Annotated in this window: 10 protein-coding genes and 1 pseudogene; 3 read left to right on the plus strand and 8 right to left on the minus strand. The window is 56.3% G+C overall.

Annotated elements, in window-relative coordinates:
- Nucleotides 1–406, plus strand: a pseudogene (locus tag ACP99_RS21095) (hypothetical protein); the annotation flags it as partial.
- A gap of 48 nt (nucleotides 407–454) precedes the next feature.
- Here ACP99_RS21095 and ACP99_RS20210 read toward each other — a convergent pair.
- Both ACP99_RS20210 and ACP99_RS16955 read right to left on the minus strand, forming a co-directional pair.
- Complete coding sequence (locus ACP99_RS20210; RefSeq protein WP_156105785.1) at nucleotides 455–3,094, minus strand: VirB4 family type IV secretion system protein; 2,640 nt, start codon at nucleotides 3,092–3,094, stop codon at nucleotides 455–457.
- A 220-nt stretch (nucleotides 3,095–3,314) separates the two neighbouring features.
- Entirely contained in the window at nucleotides 3,315–4,592 is a 1,278-nt protein-coding gene (locus ACP99_RS16955; protein WP_049987725.1) for a hypothetical protein, read from the minus strand.
- A 139-nt stretch (nucleotides 4,593–4,731) separates the two neighbouring features.
- On the opposite strand from ACP99_RS16955, the gene ACP99_RS16960 reads away from it, so the two are divergent.
- Nucleotides 4,732–5,190 (plus strand): MarR family transcriptional regulator, encoded by a 459-nt coding sequence (locus tag ACP99_RS16960; RefSeq protein WP_049987726.1) that lies wholly within the window; start codon nucleotides 4,732–4,734, stop codon nucleotides 5,188–5,190.
- Between the two features lie 3 nt (nucleotides 5,191–5,193).
- The gene (locus tag ACP99_RS19625; protein WP_081927557.1) at nucleotides 5,194–5,535 is read left to right on the plus strand and encodes a type II toxin-antitoxin system PemK/MazF family toxin; all 342 of its coding nucleotides are present in this window, start codon (nucleotides 5,194–5,196) and stop codon (nucleotides 5,533–5,535) included.
- A gap of 206 nt (nucleotides 5,536–5,741) precedes the next feature.
- On the opposite strand, the gene ACP99_RS16965 is transcribed toward ACP99_RS19625, so the two are convergent.
- The 6 genes from ACP99_RS16965 to rdfA form a co-directional block, all read right to left on the minus strand.
- Nucleotides 5,742–6,803 (minus strand): hypothetical protein, encoded by a 1,062-nt coding sequence (locus tag ACP99_RS16965; protein WP_156105786.1) that lies wholly within the window; start codon nucleotides 6,801–6,803, stop codon nucleotides 5,742–5,744.
- A 273-nt stretch (nucleotides 6,804–7,076) separates the two neighbouring features.
- Nucleotides 7,077–8,879, minus strand: a complete 1,803-nt coding sequence (locus tag ACP99_RS20215; RefSeq protein WP_049987728.1) for a hypothetical protein — start codon at nucleotides 8,877–8,879, stop codon at nucleotides 7,077–7,079.
- A gap of 384 nt (nucleotides 8,880–9,263) precedes the next feature.
- A complete protein-coding gene (locus tag ACP99_RS20220) occupies nucleotides 9,264–10,457 on the minus strand; it encodes a hypothetical protein (protein ID WP_156105787.1) in 1,194 nt (397 codons plus the stop codon).
- A complete protein-coding gene (locus tag ACP99_RS16985; protein ID WP_049987731.1) occupies nucleotides 10,361–11,383 on the minus strand; it encodes a hypothetical protein in 1,023 nt (340 codons plus the stop codon). The genes ACP99_RS20220 and ACP99_RS16985 overlap by 97 nt, the downstream gene beginning before the upstream one ends.
- A gap of 275 nt (nucleotides 11,384–11,658) precedes the next feature.
- On the minus strand, nucleotides 11,659–13,449 hold the full coding sequence (locus ACP99_RS16990) for an archaea-specific SMC-related protein (protein ID WP_049987732.1): 1,791 nt from the start codon (nucleotides 13,447–13,449) through the stop codon (nucleotides 11,659–11,661).
- 2 nt (nucleotides 13,450–13,451) lie between these two features.
- Nucleotides 13,452–14,282 (minus strand): rod-determining factor RdfA, encoded by an 831-nt coding sequence (gene rdfA, locus ACP99_RS20225; RefSeq protein WP_156105788.1) that lies wholly within the window; start codon nucleotides 14,280–14,282, stop codon nucleotides 13,452–13,454.
- Nucleotides 14,283–14,358 lie beyond the last annotated feature (76 nt).

Below are 14,358 nucleotides of genomic sequence, written 5' to 3' on the forward strand. Positions count from 1 at the left end.
AAGGTTGGAGGAGCTGAAGGAGTCTGATTCAAACCAGACTCACGTAGATCTGTACGAAGTTGCTACTGCTCAAAAAGCTAACAGCGAGGTTTACCTCGCCTCGAACGGCAACTACGTCAACGATTCTGAATCCGTCGCGTGGATGAAGATGCAGGTCGCTGTCGCTGAGGCGTGTGTTGAGCGCGGCCTGTACGTATGCGAGAAGTGTGATGCGGCGTTCAACGCGGACGTGAACGGGGCGGAGAACATCCGTCTCGACATCAACGACAGTACAAGTAACTCCGAGTCTGCACCCGATTTGGGTGGGGATAGGAGTACCGGCTGGTTGGCACAGCCCGCAGTCTACCTTTATGACTTGTCCAGCGGATTCCAACCGCAGGAACAAGTGGTAGACTGCAAACCGTAATATCCCAACTGCGGTCGGGATTCCTCCGCCTGAAGGCGGAGGAGGATGTCAATCGGAGTTAGTGTCGTCAGCAGTGTCCCCAGAGGAGGGTGACCCCCCACTTCCGTCTGTGATGGGGTCAGTTGGAGGCTCACTCGTTTCGCTGGATTTCGTACTGGAGTCAGTAGTTTCCTTCTCAGCAGCTTCTTCGCCTAAACCACCGGCAGTCTCAGCGCTCTCCTCGGGTTGGGTGATAGTCTGTTCACTGTGAGCGGTGGCAGCCTGCTGGCGACGCTGTTCAACCAACTGAGCGGTTGCGGCGGCCGTCTCAGGTTCAGTAAGGAGATCAACCGTGAGCTCGCTCGCGTGGATTTCGAGGTGTCGACGCGCGATTCCAGTGACGCTCAGGAGACATTCACTGAACTCGGATTCCTGTCCACGTGCAAAGCTCTGGATGGCCTCGACATCAGCTGGGGAGAGGTCGTAGTAGTCGATCACCTCGTCTGAAATTGATTCCTGATAAAATAGCTGCTTGATGTCGCATTGGTCGTAGATCGCGCGTGGTGAGTGGACATCGTCGGTCTCCTGCATGAATTCTTCTGCAGTCTGGGAGATGAGCGTCAAGCCAGCGTTGAAGTGTCGGGAATGGCGGGTGAACAGGCCGATGAGCGAGCGGGCAGATTTCTGACTGAGCAGGTAGTGAACCTCCTCGAAGATGACCTCCATCCGGCGGGAGTTCTCGCGAGCCCGCTGGTAGCTCCAATCAAGCATAACGTGCTGGAGGAGAGGGGCTTGATTGGTATCTTGGAAGGCACTCATATCGAAGACGATGAGCCGCTCGTCCTCGAGGTCGACGGTCGTCTTCCCAGAGAGGTTCGCAGCGACGCCACCTGGCTGGAAGGCTTCGAGCGAGCGGAGGAGGCTGTTGGCTTCGGACTTGAGGTTGCTATCGTCCTTCGACTGAAGTCGGGAGGTGACTTCGTCGACGCGTTCATCGAGCTCGTCGCGTTCCTCACGGTGAAGTTCAGTAGCATCTCCCTGGTAGCTGACGAATTCAAGTGGGTCCTCACCATCAGCAAGAGCCTTGAGGATGTCGAGGACGTCTTCCATAGTGGGGTTTTCGCGTTCGTGGGTGCGGGGTTCGGAAGTGATACCGTACATAAGGTATGCGAGGTGGAAGACCTGCTGAATGAGGCCAGCACGTTCGGCGCTCAGGCTGTCGCCGCTCTGATCGTAGAACGTCCGCACCATCCCCGTCAAGGAACGGAGTTTGTCCTTGTAGGGGTCTTCAGCCTCACCCGTACCGCGGTGGATTTCGAGCGGGTTGATGGTGACGTCGCCACCGAAGGTGACGACATCGCCACCGAGGGTCTCGAAGAAGTCGACAAAGTCGTCACCGGTGGGGTCGAATGCGATAGCGGTGAATTCAGGGTCGATAAGGAGACGGCGCCAGAGAGAAAGTTTCGCGGCGAACGTCTTTCCGGACCCGATCTTCCCGGTGATGACTTTAGAGAAGCCGGAGAGGCTGTATCGGTCGACGATGACAGGGTTTCCGGTCTCATCGAAGCCATAGAGGACACCGTCCTCGTGAGCGATGGCGGGTTCGACGAAGCCGAAGAGGGTGGCCGCCGCGTCGTGTTCCATAAGGTCCGTGTTCTGGATAGGGTCGGAGACGACAGGTGCGATCGCGTCTTGAGATTCAAGTTGGCGAAATTCGAGAGGAACGAGTTCGACGTCGCGGTCAGCCACGAGTTGCTGGACCTTCCGAGCGGTCTCTTCGAGTTCATCACGGGTACTGCCAGCGACTTCGATGTAAATACCGATGTCGTAGAGCCGAGTCGTCCCTTCGGTGAGGCGACGAAGGAGACGATCGAGTTCTTCCCGGCGGTTGAGGTCTTCGTGATAGTCTGTCGCGCCCTTTTCCTCCTTCCGAGAGAGGGCGATCTGGAGTTCAGTGAGACGATCCTGGAGGGCACCGCGAATCGTCGTGGGATCGCGGGGAGAGTGATGGTAGCTGACGCGGACGTCAAGATTGGTCGTGGTGAGGTTGATAAGCCAGCCACCGAAGACACTCTCGGGAGCACTTGCGGGTGTGAGGATACGGACGAATTCGCCGTTCCGGTAGAGAGTGGTTGGATCTTCGGGAACGATACTTGGTGGGGCGACGCTCGCTTGGTCGATCTGGGCTTGGCTGTCGGCGTCTTGGATGAGTCCAAGGCGGAATTCGTCGGGGTCGGCGGCCTCGAAGTCGATGAGGCGGGCAACCTGTTCACGGATGTTTGCCCGACTCGTCTCCCGGCCTTCCTGTTCGAGGATGCTGACGGCGCGGTCGAAGGTTTCGTCGTCGATTTCCTCGAGGTTGACGTTGGCTGGATCTGTTCGGGCGGAGGTACCGGCACCAGGGATAGCTCCAAAACTACCGGGAAGCCGAGAGAGAAGACGATTCAGAACGCCGCTGTTGGCCTCCGTCTCAGGTGCGCCTTTCATTGCGTTTGTAGATGGATGTTGAGCCGAACCAACAAATCGACGTGACGCAAGAATACCGAGACCGAGGAGGAGGGCGACGCCGACAGCGACGCCGACAAGAATGAATGGTGACGGAGCGTTCGGGCCGCCTTGGATCGCTCGCTGGATCGTCTGAATGATCTGTTGCACTTGCCCGGTAGCAGATGCTATTCCGAGTACCCAGGCTACTGGGACGCTACTCATGCTATCGTGGGATACGTAGTGCCTCGGTAAATGGTTTCGCCCGTTGATAGCTTTCCGCAAAGAAGGCGTTTCGACAAGTGGGTTGAGGGAGGGCAGCGAGTTACCCCACAAACTACAGAGATAATTCACTCGTGGGGTAACGCTGGCAGTGGTCCTACCTCAAGTGCCGCAGGAACAGTCGAGAAGATGGAAGTAGAGATGTTGGGATGGTCGGGAATCACTACGGCCGGCGAGGTGGGAGAACTTCCGCGTAGGATTTGGGAGAATACTCGTCGAGTGGTGAGTTGGCGTGGTTGTAGTAGCGGTAGAGGACGTCCAGAACGTCTGCCCGGTCGTCCATCACTTCGGTCTGAACACCGGTCCTGGGGAGTGCTTCAGCAAACTCGTGTTGCCGACTTCTAACTTCAGAAATACACTGTCGTTCGATGACGTCGTCGTCGGTATTCGAGCCGATCCGAGAACGAACTGAGGAGGTGACAGAATTGACACAGCCGACAATTCGCTGGAAGAGAGATCCCGAAACAACGTCTGTAGAGTGGCCATAAGACTGTTCTCGGACGTGCGAGCTCTCAACCCTAACGGCGATGTAGAAATCACGGACTTTGACTCGCCGGGTACCGACCGACTCGTTGAGCCAGTCGATGTACGTCGACCGACCAAGCTGCATAATGTCTGGCGGATCCTCAGCCTCGTAGGCTGCACGTTCGATCTCCTCGAAGTGTGTCGTCAGGTCAAATTCACGAGGAAGGGCGAGCACTTGGAAGGGGTAAGAGATTCCACGGAGAACATCAGCGTACGCGTTGATCGTAGACTGGCGTCCTTCATCGTCGAGGGAAAGCCAACTCGTCGGGGTGATGTGAACAAGGCCGACGTACGCGGGTTCCTCATTGTCGCTCTCGGTGACTATAATACCGTCTTCGCGAACGTACTCGAAAGCTAGTTGCGCCTGCGTTGTTGTTTCCTTCTGCGTGAGCTGGTGGTAGTACTGGCTCGGGTCGCGCTGTGGGCGTTCGCGAGAGTGCATCTGCCCGCCATCAGTGACGATTTGCTGACCGCTGTTATCATCTGAGGCGGACTGCTGGGGGGCACTCGAGGACGAGGATTCTGGGTCCGGATCACTGTTGTCGTCCGAGGGGTCGGAATCCTTAGAATGGAGGGTGCAGATGTCGTCAAGGTGCTGTCCAGAAACGAGACCGCGTTCGACGGGTTGCCAGAGATAGCGATCCGGGCCCACGCTGTGTTTTGCAGCCCCGATGAGCCACTCGCGAGGGGTCTGACCGGCAGGTGTTCGCCAGAGAACGTACAAGCCGACAATGAGGCCGAGAATCCCGCTTCCGATAGTAAGTAGCCCACTGAACGAGGGCTCGAAGACGTTGTTGATACCGGACGCAAGGATGATAGCGGCGAGTGGGATTACGCCGACTTCGAGATCGCTGACGCTGAGTCCGAAGAAGAGGCGATGCTCGAGTAACTGGCCGGCTACTGGGTACCGTTTCATGGGACGTCTTGTGTGAATACGTGTCGTGAATGCCTAAAAATTCTCTCCCCAATAGAGATTGAAGGTACTTAGAAGACGACGTCAATGCGGCGCGTCCTGCGAAAGTCTTAATGACACTCGGTGACAAGTAGTGACAACGATGCCAATCCACGTCCGTGAACTAACAAACGACGAACCGTTCCCCGTGAAACCAGAGACGAATGAGTACGAAGCGCTGCGCTTCTTGCTCTCTCACCGTGAGTACGGTTTCACGCCAAGCGAAATCGCAGACCAGACCGATATCAGTAAATCAAGCGCATCGAAGACGATGACGCGGCTCTTCGAGAAGGGGCTCGTCGAACGGTCACAAGGTGCCTACTACGTCGACCCAGACCGAGCCGAGAAGCTAAAGCAGCGGCTCGAATCTCTCGACTCAGTCGTTCAGCTCTTCGAGTCTGCGCCTACCGATGACGCCTACGCTGAAGAAGGATGGGAAGAAAAAGTTCCAAGCATTGACCCGAACGGAAAGTCAGGAACTGACGAAACGCACGAACCAACTGCCGAAGACGAAGCAGGAGAGATCATCGCAGAGCTTGAAGAGGATGCCGTAGAGGAGTAATCGATGGGCTATCAACACGGACACGTTGTATCTATTTCAGATCCATACGAGAGGCGGCCATCTCGTCCAGTCGTTATCATCTCCGACGAAGACTGTCCTGACCACGGTGAGCTCTATACGGTCGCAGCAATGACCGGAAGCGAACAATACGGACAGAATCGCTACGCCGTCACCGTTGAACAAGATGAACCTGAAGTCGGGGAGTTATTGAAACGCTCCTATGTAGAACCGTGGGCGACCAAACAAGTCGACCATAGCGATATCCGCGATGTCCACGCCAGATTCGGTGAAGACACTATGAGACGGCTCGCAAAAGCATTCGCAGCAATGGTTCTCAAGGGGTAGGACAGCCTAGTTCTGATACAGGATATCACCCCATAACACCACATCTCTGACGCGCCGACTGCTCAGTAGCTCCCTTCCGACCGCGGCTACGATGAAGTTGGTTACGCTCGGATCGTCCCAAATGGACTACTCCATCCTCGAAGCTTCTTCTACCGGCGACGAGTTCGTATTCTGTGACGTGCCACACGACGACGCAGACCTCGAGGTCAATCGGACGCGAAGAGGTCGGGAACCTTCGACTCCCAGTCGGTGAGCTGGATGAGCGGGTGGTGCGACGGCCCAACGAGCGCGCCGTACTGACTCTGAAGCCAGCCGTCGATAGCATTGACAACTTCCGTGTCCTGTCGTTTGTCGGCGGGGCGGTCGAAAGAAATGATCTCTTCCCACGTGTCATCCTGGCGGTTGAGACCGACGTAGACAGCGGTCTCCGTTCCCTCGAGATAGCCGACGACAGTCAATTCGCCCGGATTCTCATCAGTATTCAGGCCCACGATAGGAGCACCGTACTCGATAGATGGGAACCAGTCAGATGCCGCAGTCCACATACCACCTGGTGCTGGCTCTGGTGACATCACATCGATGTAGACCTCGATCTGGATGTGATCGGTCGGAGGCTCCACGAGTAAGTCGATCTCATTCAAGTAATCCTGATTGGCGTCATCGATGAGAGTGGCGACTGGCCGATCACGAAGACCGACTTCCTCGGTCTCTTCGCCGGGGATGATGTCAGCCCATGCCTTGCGCCAGACGCCGTCGGTGTGGAGGCGGTACCCATACTCAACGACGTGACCGGACCGATCAGGGGCAGTAACCTTCATCAAAAAGGCGATGACCTTGTCGGTGTGTTCGATCTGGATGATGGGAACGGGAACCACCTCAACGAAGGACTCCTGGTAAATCCCTCCAGGAGTGAGTATCTCCCCGAGTTCACCGTGCTGGAGCGGGCGCGGTGGAAGCTGGGACACACAGGCGGCCGCGAAAGTATCATAGAACGACGGCCGGACGGTTTCCTCCTCGTAGAAGGTGGTTGCCCAAGTCGCGATACGATCATCGATAGCCTGCGAGAACTTCTCGTCGATGGAATCCTCGGTGAGGATGGTCCAGCCAGTCTCTGGTTCGAAGCCGACACCGAACCAGGTGTCTCCGGCGACGAAGCGGAAGCCGACGATGCCCTCACGGTCAACCCAGTCATCACCGATAGCGACGACGCCGCCCAGATTTTGGATGTTGGAGGTGTCGACTCGGGTGTGAATGTCGATGCCGTCCAAGGTGGAGGGGGACTCGAAACTATCGGGTGCTTGGAGGCTGATGAAATCCGAAATCGAGAGTGGGTGCCTAGGGAGAGTCGCCAGCACGCGACGGGCGGTGGTGGTTTCGGAACCCATGTGTTTGTGTTTCTGTACTAATCTACCGCGTTCTGCTATTTAAAATATCAGCCGGGAAGCACGCTCCTCGAGCAATAGCTATAGAAGGGCCAATTACTAGTTCAAACGTGGTCCTGGAGGAGATTCGGTACCAAAGGAGAGATTCGGATTGAATCGTTATGAGTCTGTGTTGCGGGTTCTGTCGACGTAGTCGTCGACGGACTCCTGGATTTGTTCCTCCGATGGTGAGGAGGAAGGCGGGGAGACATCTCGATTGATGAGGTCAGGGCGCATCGCCTCCACTTTTTGCTGGTCCTTTGCCTTCACGCGGTCGTACCAAGCTTGGACTGGTTCGTTGACCGAATGCGGATTCGCCTGTTCGATGTCGGACCCGCCAGCGACCGCTTGAGCTTCCTTGGGATCGAGTGCTCTGTCTTCATACTCTGGGGTCAGCGTCTCACCCTCTGGGAGAGGCGGATTCCCCTCAGGTAGTGCCAACACTTCATTATCCGCTGCCACTTCGCTGTCCGTACTTTTCCCCAGATCGTCATTCGGTGGGTTCCAATCGCCGTTCTTCACCCGCCGATAGGCGTGGCCGGGCCAATTCGCAATCGGCTCGTTGAGATTATTTTTCACGTGGCTCACACCCGCTTTCGCCTCACGAGCACCGAGCGCCACGCCACCGCCTGCTAATCCGGCCCCAGCTCGAGCACCCTGTCCCCACGTAGCCTGACTCATCCATTCTTTCCGTGATTTTACGCCACGGTAGGCGCGCTGCGCGTTACTCCGTGCAGTATTCCGTGCCGACGAGACACGTTGTTTTAGATTGGTTTTCGTCGAACTAGCTGCCTGTCGAGGGTGGAATTCGGGTTTTGCTGAGCCAGTCGCTCCATACGCCTTTGGGCCGGTTCCGCTACCGCCGCCGAAGTTTCGGAGGGTGTGCTGTCCGGCGCCACCGCCACCGGACGGAGTCGGTCCACCGCCACCCCCTCCGCCACCACCACCTCCGGACGAAGACGGACTACCACTGCCACCGCCGCGTAACGCACTCAGGCCACTAAATCCGAGAAGATGACCGGCGGAACTCCCACCCATCGACAGGGCCTGGATCCCGACGAAACCGGCGAGGCCGAGGCCGGAAAGCCAGCCGAGGAACCGTTTCCAAAGGACGAGCTTATTCTGCGATGGGTCAATTCCGGCAGTGAGTGCTTCTGGGCCGTGAGCCCCGCTCGCGTTAGCCACACAGATGTCCGGGGCAGACATACTGCAGCCGGTCTGAAGAGCGAGCGCGACGAGCGGCCCCGCGAGGAGGAGATACGCTGTGACCTTGAAGACAAACATAGCGACGTCGTTCGCGTACCGAAGTGGTCCCCAGTCGGTGTACCACATAACAAGCAGGATCGGGAAAGCGGTGTAGACGAGATGGATCATAAAGATGCGGAGGAAGAGGATCATCACAACGAGAGCGATAGCGATGAGAGAGATTGTACCGGCGGCGAGGTAAACGAGCACAGCGGCGATAGCCGAGCCCATCAAATCGCCGATGGCGTTGTTGAGGGCGGGGCCGGCGAGGGAGACAGCGTAAGTCTCGGGCATCACGAGCTTCGTAACGCTATTCGTGAAGACGACCGCGACGTGGAGGAATGGACGGATGAGAGCGAGTGCGAAGAGGGCTTTAACAATACGGATTCCCTGCCGTAAATAGGAGCCCTCTGGGGCTTCCGAAAAGAGTGCCGCGATCGTCCCGAGGACGATGACGGTCGGAAAGAGAATCAGCGAGTACTGGAGATTCTGTATAAAAGTGGCATTCGCCCCTTCCTGGTAGTATAATGGGTCGATGACGAGAAACTCCTGGACCATGCCCACGAAAACCTCGCCCAGGACGTTCGTCAAGCCGGTCGCGAGCGTGTTGACGATCCCCTCGAACCAATCCTCTGGGTCAAGAGGATTAAATAGTGGAATGATCGGGAGGGCAGCCATCGCCGCAGTGGAGGATACAGTCTGTTGAGCTGTGGGTGCGACACCCAAAAGACGATCTTGAACTTTGGCCGAGAGGACGCTGGATGACGTCGACGGTTCCGTTGCGGAGGTTTCTGTTGAGTCCCCAGACTTTCGGTGGCGAAGACGGCGACCGACACGGTAGAGCCACCTACTAAGGGTGGTTGGAGAGCGCTCCATGTGAATCGCTGTGTCAAGATATGTTGTCCAATACCTAAAACTTCTACCCCCGAACCAATCGGAGATAGCCACTGACCGAGGACAGTGAGTCGCGCTACGATCTCATCGTCAACTGAAGTTCGTAAGGCTGGCTGAATGACGCAGAAGTGAGTATCGTCAGTCTTGAGAAAATGTTGCGAGGGGTGGCTACTTGATGGTATACCAGCCGACTCCGACGAGCAAGCCTACGCTCACAGCCAGCGAGAGGAGAGCGGCCTGTAATGGCCGTAAAAAGAACGTCCAGAGATCGGCAATCAGGCTCCCGTTTCCGGGAGAGATAGCGGTTGTGTGGCTGGACGAGTAGTAGATGTCGTGATTCTCTGTGTATGGGTCACCAGGGAAGCGCGCGGTGATCGTCGCACTATCGAACGTAGCGTAGGCGACACCGTTGTCGTTTGTAGTGACTGAGGATTCGGTCGCTCCGGTCAAGATCAGTTTCCGATCCGGGAGTGGAGTTCCGTCTGGGCCAGTGAGACGGAGTCGGAGTTCCGGCGGCTCGTTCTCTTCTCCCTCTCCCGGCGGAATCGTTGTGTAGGTGAGCGACGAATCCTCCATCGAGGTGACCTCTGTTGTCGAGACGGGGATTTTATCCCCGAAGACCGACGTTACGGAGGTGATCTGACCGGGGGCGTCCCTGATAACAATTCTCGAGGTCTGGTTGGCAGTCGCCGTAGTGAGGTTCACATTTTCCGCCAGGGTCGCCCGCTTCGAGACGCCAGGAACAGTGCGCTGGCGGAGATCCGTCACCCGTCCGTGACGATACACATCCGTTTCTCCGACGGCCTCAACACTGGGGGCCGGTTGTCGAGCAGTGAGCCGGAGGGCCAGTGTTGGTGGGAACTCCGTACGTTGTGGGTCTGTGTCCCAGTTCGACGTTGTTTCACCCCAGCGGTACTGACGGACACCATAGACCTGCCAGACGTTCGTTAGGCGGTGGGCACTGGCATTCGAGTCTCCTTCTACGTTGAAGGCGGCCCAACTCCAGAGTGCCCGCTCAGAGAGATACTCCGGGCCCTCGATAGAGAGGACGATGGAGCGGCGGTCGTGTGGTTCCTCAATTATGCGCTGGGAAATCGAGACGCTGTCTGGTGGGACAACGTGGATTGGCCGATCGTCGGTAACGGTGAGCTCATCATAGGTGGCATTGACCTCCGTGTGAGTGTACGTCCACGTATCGTTGTGCGGATGGTAGAAATAGTGATCAGTGGTGACTCCCGCGGTGACGTTGATCGTCGCCTGAAGCTCTAGACGTTGCCTCTTACCATCGAAGGGGGAGCGTTTGCGTAGTCGATATACCGGGCCTCTCGTGCCGATGTTTCTGGTGTCGTGTGTTTCGACCACGTCTGATCGCCGATACTGAGGTTACGCTCAACCCGTTGTGAGGCGAGATCGTATGTGGTGTTAGTGCGATAGCCGCCGACGACGGCCGTCACAGAGCGATTTACGGTAAGCGGGCCACGACCGGTGGCGCTGACGGTACGTGTGATGGTGTGGCCATCGAGCGTCTCGAACTCAACTGTCTTGGTGACGGTCTGTACGTCGTCCGACGAGTTATCCTCCGGCGCAGGGATGTTGAGGGTGACGTCCTTCGTTTCGCGGACATAGCGGGTGGTCGTATTTGGTTCTGGGAGGGCAATGCGATAGTCGACGTACTCAAGGACACGCCCGTCTGGCCCCATTAGATAAGTGCCGTTTGTTTCTGCTCCCGGGGCGTTCACTTCGGCAGCGCTGGTCGCACCCATATACGCGATGAAGCCGTCTTTGATGAATTGGCTATCCTCCCGGTCCGGTGCGCTCGCCGGCCACCGACTTGTTGAGTTTGTTCGTTCGACTCTCGCCAACTGGTCAAGTCGGTACTCCTGCAGTGTCCGGGGTGAGCCATCAATACGGACGCGCGTCTCTGGATTGGTCGTAAGCGTGTAGGTGTCGACGGCACGAGAGAGATTTTCAGTCGACGCGTTGGCCTCCACAACATACTGGAGGAGGATGCCACCACGACCGCCACCCGGAATGCCGAGAGCCTCTGTATCGCGGTCACTCGCGACAAATACGCGAGCATTTCCGTCAACCGGCGGTTGCGCGGTGGAGTTGGATTCGTTGGTCGCGACTACCGCAATCGTAGAGAAGCAGACACTCGAAAGGAGAAGGAAGGCGACGAAGAGGCTGGAAAACCGCCGAGGTGTAGCCCTAGTGATCGTCAACGAAGGCTCGTCGGATGGGCGGGGGTTGTCTTGATCCCCCGCGGGGGTATCAAACCGGGAGGTCATACATCACCACTCCGGGACTGGATAGTAACCCGGATGATGGTAGTTGCGAGTGCTACTGGCCGCATAGGGGGCGACTTACCTGCGGATATGTGGTCCGGCGACAAAGTGTTTTCCGCGATTGGGAGACAGTAGAGCAGATATTCGTGGGCGTGATGAGTGAACGCCAGGGCGGTCGGACAGAGTAGTATATGGGAGCCAGAAGTCGCGTCTTCGCAAAAATTCGTTGATAGATTAACCCCCCGCGGGGGTATAAAATCGAGAGTGAGCAGCGAGAGTTATCCTACGACTTCCTCAACATCGTCTCCGTAGGAGATGGTCTCCCAGTTGGTCGGAGTGACTTCGTGACCCTCGAAGGCGTCGTACTCGGGGAAGGCGGAGAGGACGAGGACATCGACGCGTTCGGAGAGGTAATCGACGAGATGGTGGATGTTGGTATCGTCGAGACCGGTATGCCCGTCGAGCAGCATAACGGGAACCCGGTCAGCGACATCGAATGCTTCGTGGCCGGCAAGAGCAGCGATGATGCCGAGGAGTTCCCGCTCGCCTTCACTGAGAGCGTCAAGGCTGGCTTCGCGGCCTCCACGTGCGACGATGAGGTCGAAGTTGTCAGTGAGGCGTGCTGTCTCGAACCCGACGTCGAATCTCGTGAGAATGTCGGAGAGCGCCGAATCGAATGCGTCCCGAGTGTTTCGCTTCACACGCTCCTTGCGTGTTCGGAGGTCCTCGACCTCGGAGCGGAGAGATTCGAGTTCCTCTTCGAGGACATCACGCTGCGAGGCTTCCGACTTGACTGTCTCAAGTTCGTCACGAGCGTCTTCAAGCTCAGCTTCCGTGTATTTGATCTCACTCTGGAGGTCAGTTGCGTGGTCTTGCGTCTCGCTGAGCTGATCTTCGAGTTCGTCAATCTGTGCTTCGAGGGAGGCTTTTCGTTCTCTGGCTGATTCAAGATTCGTCTGTGCGTCATCCAGCTGAGATTCAAGCTCTCCGATGCGGTCGCGGAGGTCGCGTTCTTTCCGCTCCGCATCCCGTACAGTCTGTTGTTTCTCCTGAAGCTCGTTTACCTTGTTGCGGAGAGTCGACTCTTGGTCGCGGAGTGAATTAAGACGGTCAGAGATACTGTCTAACTGTGCCTCGACCTCTTCACGAGAGGTGTCGTTGCCACAGATCCAGCAGGCAAGCTGGTCGGAGAGCATATCGTGAGAGACGTCTGTGAGAAGCGAGAGACGGTCTTCTTCGAGAATGCGCTGATTTACCTCATAAATCGACTGGAGGAGTTCTTTATCCCGTTCGATTTCGTGGAGGTCAGATTGGAGATCCTCGAGGTCGTCTTCGAGCTCCTCGTGTGTTGGGACATTCAACGTCTCAAGTTCCTCTTTTTTTGCTTCAAGTTCATCCCCGACGCGATCTGCGGTTGATTCGTACCGGTTAATGTCTGTCTTGGTCTTCTCGAGCTGGGCGCGGAGGTTACTCAGCTCGTCTCGAGCGTCACTATCTGAAGAAGCTTCGTTGTCGAGTTCGTCCCACTCTTCCTGGAGGTCTTCGAGTTGGGATTCGAGCGAGGTGACCTTCTCTTGGAGGCGCGGGAGGCGGTTAGCAGCGTTTTGGGCTCGGTCGAGTTCGGCCTCGACCTGTTTCTGTTTGGCTTTGAGGTCGGCAATCTGCTCGTCGATGTTCTCGAAATCGAGGGGACGAGTGAGGAGGTCTTCAAGGTTTTCACCCACACGGACGGCTTGCCGGACCTCGTTGGTTTCATCGAGGAACGCGAAGAGGTCAGCACAGACGCGATCGACATCATCGGTGAGGTATGGATCGCCGGATTGTGTAATCGTGCCGTTGGTACGGTCAAGGTCGACAGCGTAGGTGGTGTCGTCGATTTCGAGCTCAACGTGACCGTGATCTTGGCCTTCGGTGAGGCTTGTTTCAGTCCCGAAGGCTGTTTGAATTGCGGTGAGGAAGCTCGATTTTCCTTGCCAGTTGCTCGCTCGGACAGCGTTCACACCGGATTCGATCGTAGCCTCCCCTCGATGGATGCCTGCAATATTTTCGATTTCTAGATTCCAGGTCATGGTTACGTGGTGTTGAGCATACTATCTATTAGCATAGGCGATTGGGACGAGAACGAAGTAACTCCGAGGGCCAGTAGAGAGAGCAGAAGAGAGGTTTGTGATGATGGCATAGAATTCATCGTTGTATCAGACTGGTGGTGTGAATCTTCTTCGTCAGATTCGGTATTCTCCGGCGGATCTGGAGTTGAGTTATTGGGTGGGTCTGTATTGTTTGGATCCGTCATATGGTCGTTACAGACGTACCCCCGTTTGATTGCATCTTCGATGGGGACCCGTGTGTCGCATTTGGGGCATTGTAGTCTGATTTCGACATCGACGGTGGCTTGGTCTGCAAAAGGAACAACGCCGTCTTTTGTAAGTTCTGGAAGGATGTTTTCTGTTTTTGAGGCAGCCATTCGTTTCGCCGACGTGATGGCTTTCTCTCGAGACGTAGTAGTGGAATTGGTTGTGGACTGAGTGTCTTTTTCGACTTCGAGACAGTTTTTGAGGTGATTTCGGATTGTGCCGTGAGAGACGAGCGTTTTCTTGAGTTCGTCGATGTCCATCCCGTCGCCCTCGAGGTCGGCCGCGAGCTCGGCGCGTTGGATGTTATCTTCGTTTACAATAACATCATATTCTCGGTCCAAATGGATGCTGACAGTTGATCTCCCGTGGTTTTCATATATCGACTTGAGAACTCGTTTGTTGAACCAGTCTGTGAGTTTTTTATATCCTTCTGAAGTGCGGCCGTCGGTTCCAGTCCACCGTTTCGCGAGGTAGTCATCTACAGAGTCATAGTCAGATCCGGGGGCTGTTAACCCATACTCTGCGATGAGATCGTCGACTTTGCACATCTCCGGGTAGGAATTCTATGTCCGCATCAATAAAAGCGAAGTGTTCTTCAGACCGCCCGACATTCAATTAAACTTG

This window comes from Halobellus rufus, from assembly GCF_000739575.1.
In the GTDB taxonomy this organism is placed as follows: Archaea; Halobacteriota; Halobacteria; order Halobacteriales; family Haloferacaceae; genus Haloquadratum; species Haloquadratum rufum.

Coding starts and splice junctions, on each gene's coding strand:
- ACP99_RS20210 (WP_156105785.1), bottom strand. CDS start 3,094: ATGAGTAGCGTCCCAGTAGCCTGGGTACTCGGAATAGCATCTGCTACC.
- ACP99_RS16955 (WP_049987725.1), bottom strand. CDS start 4,592: ATGAAACGGTACCCAGTAGCCGGCCAGTTACTCGAGCATCGCCTCTTC.
- ACP99_RS16960 (WP_049987726.1), top strand. CDS start 4,732: ATGCCAATCCACGTCCGTGAACTAACAAACGACGAACCGTTCCCCGTG.
- ACP99_RS19625 (WP_081927557.1), top strand. CDS start 5,194: ATGGGCTATCAACACGGACACGTTGTATCTATTTCAGATCCATACGAG.
- ACP99_RS20215 (WP_049987728.1), bottom strand. CDS start 8,879: ATGGCTGCCCTCCCGATCATTCCACTATTTAATCCTCTTGACCCAGAG.
- ACP99_RS16985 (WP_049987731.1), bottom strand. CDS start 11,383: ATGACCTCCCGGTTTGATACCCCCGCGGGGGATCAAGACAACCCCCGC.
- ACP99_RS16990 (WP_049987732.1), bottom strand. CDS start 13,449: ATGACCTGGAATCTAGAAATCGAAAATATTGCAGGCATCCATCGAGGG.
- rdfA (WP_156105788.1), bottom strand. CDS start 14,282: ATGTGCAAAGTCGACGATCTCATCGCAGAGTATGGGTTAACAGCCCCC.